The sequence below is a fragment of the Bradyrhizobium sp. genome, assembly GCF_019244115.1.
Lineage (GTDB): Bacteria > Pseudomonadota > Alphaproteobacteria > Rhizobiales > Xanthobacteraceae > Bradyrhizobium.
In genome coordinates, this window is the sequence record NZ_JAFATE010000832.1 from 1 (window position 1) to 3,312 (window position 3,312).

General features: G+C 60.4%; 4 protein-coding genes. 2 read left to right on the forward strand and 2 right to left on the reverse strand.

Annotated elements, in window-relative coordinates:
• Positions 1-162: 162 nt before the first annotated feature.
• Positions 163-1,170: an alpha/beta hydrolase gene (locus JOZ76_RS35175; RefSeq protein ID WP_291705972.1), complete on the reverse strand. Its 1,008-nt coding sequence runs from the start codon at positions 1,168-1,170 to the stop codon at positions 163-165.
• Here JOZ76_RS35175 and JOZ76_RS35180 point away from each other — a divergent pair.
• Together JOZ76_RS35180 and JOZ76_RS35185 are read left to right on the forward strand one after the other, a co-directional pair.
• Positions 1,129-2,022 carry an ArsR/SmtB family transcription factor gene (locus JOZ76_RS35180; RefSeq protein WP_291705973.1) on the forward strand — a complete coding sequence of 298 codons (894 nt, stop codon included), beginning with the start codon at positions 1,129-1,131 and terminating at the stop codon, positions 2,020-2,022. The two genes, JOZ76_RS35175 and JOZ76_RS35180, sit on opposite strands and share 42 nt — an antisense overlap.
• Before the next feature lie 322 nt (positions 2,023-2,344).
• The gene (locus tag JOZ76_RS35185; RefSeq protein ID WP_291705974.1) at positions 2,345-2,683 is read left to right on the forward strand and encodes a putative quinol monooxygenase; all 339 of its coding nucleotides are present in this window, start codon (positions 2,345-2,347) and stop codon (positions 2,681-2,683) included.
• Positions 2,684-2,864: 181 nt separating this feature from the next.
• On the opposite strand, the gene fdxA is transcribed toward JOZ76_RS35185, so the two are convergent.
• Entirely contained in the window at positions 2,865-3,194 is a 330-nt protein-coding gene (gene fdxA, locus JOZ76_RS35190) for a ferredoxin (protein ID WP_291705975.1), read from the reverse strand.
• Positions 3,195-3,312 lie beyond the last annotated feature (118 nt).

The following is a 3,312-nucleotide window of genomic DNA, read 5'->3' on the forward strand; positions in this document are numbered from 1 at the left end:
TATGCGACAGGAGCCAGCCTTTTTTTAATTGGCTTTCGAATCGCTCATTGTCGATGAAGCCATCGATGGTGCGAAGCAGTGGCTTCAGGCCCATCGCCAGCTTCATGTACTCATCCTGCTTCTCTTTTTTGCGCTTTACTTCAAAGATGACCGAGAACATTTTTAGGCTTCCTCCGCTCGATTGTGCGCAGCGCAAGAGGCTGCATCGTGGGCACTCAGAAAGGAGACGCTTTCTTGCCAGAGCGCGAAGCGCATCTCTTCAAGATGCATCAGATGCGTCGCGCGGCTGATCTTGATATCCCGCTTGGCGGGCGATCGCGTGAACGCGTCGAACAGCCGCCTCGCGTCGTCGTCGCCCATCAAGCCGTCCCATTCGCCTCGTATGATGGCGATTGGGGCCTGAACTTTCGACGGCTCATACGCGAGTTCGCCGTGCCACGCCCTGATAATTTCGCTGAACGGGCCGAGCGGCGTCTTGACCCCCGCAGGACTACGCGTTCGGCTTTCGGCATCACTGTCGAGATAGCGCTGCCCCCACTCCTCAAAATGCGCGCGAGATAGCACCGGCGGCGCTTCCTTGGGAACATCCTCAACAAAGCGCTTCCACTGGTCCTCGACCGTCACGACCCTCCAGGCGGGCAAAGTCGCGGGACTTTCGTACCGGCGCGGTCCACGCGGTGCGATTGGGGCGAAAAGCAAGATCCGATCGATCAACGCCGGGTGAGCGCCGCCAAGCCTGCACGCTGGCATCGATCCCCACGAATGGGAGATCAGGGAAAGATGTCGGAGCCCCTGATGCGTAAGAGCGAACCGCACGGCCGCTTCGAGCTGCCGTTCAGCATCCGCCGCCACACACAAGGGCCCATGCTGCTCGGCCGGCGCGCGCATTTCAGGATAGCGCCCCGAATACCCGAATCCGTAGAAGTCGAGGCCCCAGACGTCGAAGCCCGCCTCGCTGAGCGCATCACGCCAGGATTTTCCGTCAAATCGGTGCGCGATCGATAATGCTGACGGAAAGGTTGCGCCATGCACATACACGACAGCGCGCCGCGCTTTGAACCGAGGTTGAATGGCCGGCAAATAACGCAGGAAGAGGGGCAGGTTATTCAGCGGTCCGGGAATCACAAAATGCTCCTCCCGTTCGTCAAGCTTTGGAAAGCTGTGGTTCATGCGGCTGCCCCTTTTGCGCAATTCGTCGCCATGAACGCCGCCAACGCAGCTGCGGTCGTGCGCGTTCCCGGCGATGCTTCGGCCGCGATCGAAATGACAGCATTTGCGATCAGCGCCGACAGCGTCCACATGTCGGATCAACCGATCATTTCGACCAGAGGACACACGATGGCTACACCGCCGATTGCCGAAGTTGCGCAGCTCATCGGCGATCCCGGGCGCGCAAATATGCTTGCAACGCTTATGGATGGAAGGGCTTTGACCGCTACGGCTTTGGCCGAGGTGGCGCGCATCACGCCCCAGACCGCAAGCTCTCACTTGTCGAAGCTTGTAAGGCAAGAGTTGCTGGTCGCGCAGCGCCGTGGACGCCATCGAATCTTTCGCCTCGCGAGCCCTCTCGTTGCGCAAATGCTGGAGACCATGATGGCCGTCGTGGCCAGCGGTCCACCGCGCTATCGGCCTTCGAGCAAGCTTGATGATGAGATGAGGCGCGCCCGCACCTGCTATGACCATCTTGCCGGCCGCTTGGGGGTCGCGATCGCCGATATGTTCGTTGCACGACGATTCGTACGGCTGGATGACGACGCCGGACAGTTGACTTCAGCCGGAGCGGCGTTCTTGCAAACCGTCGGCGCGGAACGCGCGCAGCACCCAGGATCTCGGCGTCCTTATTGTCGGCGATGTCTTGATTGGAGCGAACGCCGTGCACACCTGGCGGGCTACCTGGGCGCCGCGATCGCGCAAGCTTGCTTTCGGCAAGACTGGATCCGCCGACGTGTGGTGGGACGTTCTGTTGAGATCACGCCTGCTGGAGAAAAGGCATTCCGCGCTCAATGGGGTATTGAATTCTAGGACCCGCGCGCGACCGGACTGTGGCTGGCCATCTCCTATTCTTTAATACGCCCAGCCAACCGGAAGCCTGGCCCCCGTTCGCGCAAGAGCGACACTTCGATCTCAACCGAACTATGCCAGGCGAACGGTCGCAGCGGCCGCGCGTTGAGCGGTTACTGCGATGGAGATGATCATGCAACTTTCGCCACCTCGCCGGGCAGATGATCTCGGAGTGGTTAGCCGCCGTTCGGCAGTTTGAGCTTTCGCTGCCGTTGTGGCTACCTGCACTCTTTCGCCATGGCTGATTTCACCTGCTCGTTCACAAGGAATGGGAGCTACAGCGATGAAGCTATACGCATCCGACAACAAAACGGTCGCCGAAGCGCTCGGCGACGGTGGGCTGCTCGTTGTCGCCCAATGGGAGGCAAAGGAAGGTCAGGCCGATAAGATTGCCGACATCCTCGATCAATTTCTGCCTGAAGCGCAGCGGGATCCCGGCGCCAAGCTGTTTTTGATCGGCCGAGACAAGGAGAACAAAGCGAAGTTTCTCTTCTTCGAACTGTTTCGCGATGAAGCTGCCTTTAAAGGGCACCAGGAAAGCGAGTACTTCAAAAAGTATATCGCCGGTCAGGCACTGCCGCTCTTGGCCAAACGCGAGCGTGCGCAATTCGCTCTGCTCTAGTTGCCGGGCCTGCTGCTCCGAGGGACACAGGCGCCAAACATGAATGCTGCGCTCGGCGCGATCGAACAGCGTTGCGGCTCCTTAGTCGGGATTGAAAGCTGATCGGCGTGGTGGCCCGCAGTGTGCTGAGACGAACGACCGGCTCTGCTTCTGGCCCACAGGCGGTAAACGGAGGCCGCTTTCACGCCTTTTTCACCCACGCCGTGACGGCGGGATGGTCTTTTGTCGTCGTGTGCTTCGCATCGGCGCCGCCGGGGCGGCCCCAGCCGGTCACTTCGCTTCCGAAGAAGTCCGCATTGATGGCGATCCAGGGCTTGAGCTCATCCGGCAGGCGATCATCCGCATGGATTGCTGCGACCGGGCATACCGTCTCGCACAGACCGCAATCGATGCACTCTTCCGGCTGGATATAGAGCGTGCGGCCGCCCTCGTAGATGCAGTCGACCGGGCAGGCATCGAGACAGGTCTTGTCCTTCACGTCGATGCAGGCGTCGGTGATCACGTAAGGCATCTACTTCCCCTGCCACACCGGCTTGCGCTTCTCGATGAAGGCGCGCACGCCTTCCTTCGAATCTTCCGAGCCGAGCGCTTCGGCGAGCGCCGGCAGCAGTTGCTGGCGTGCTTCGGCG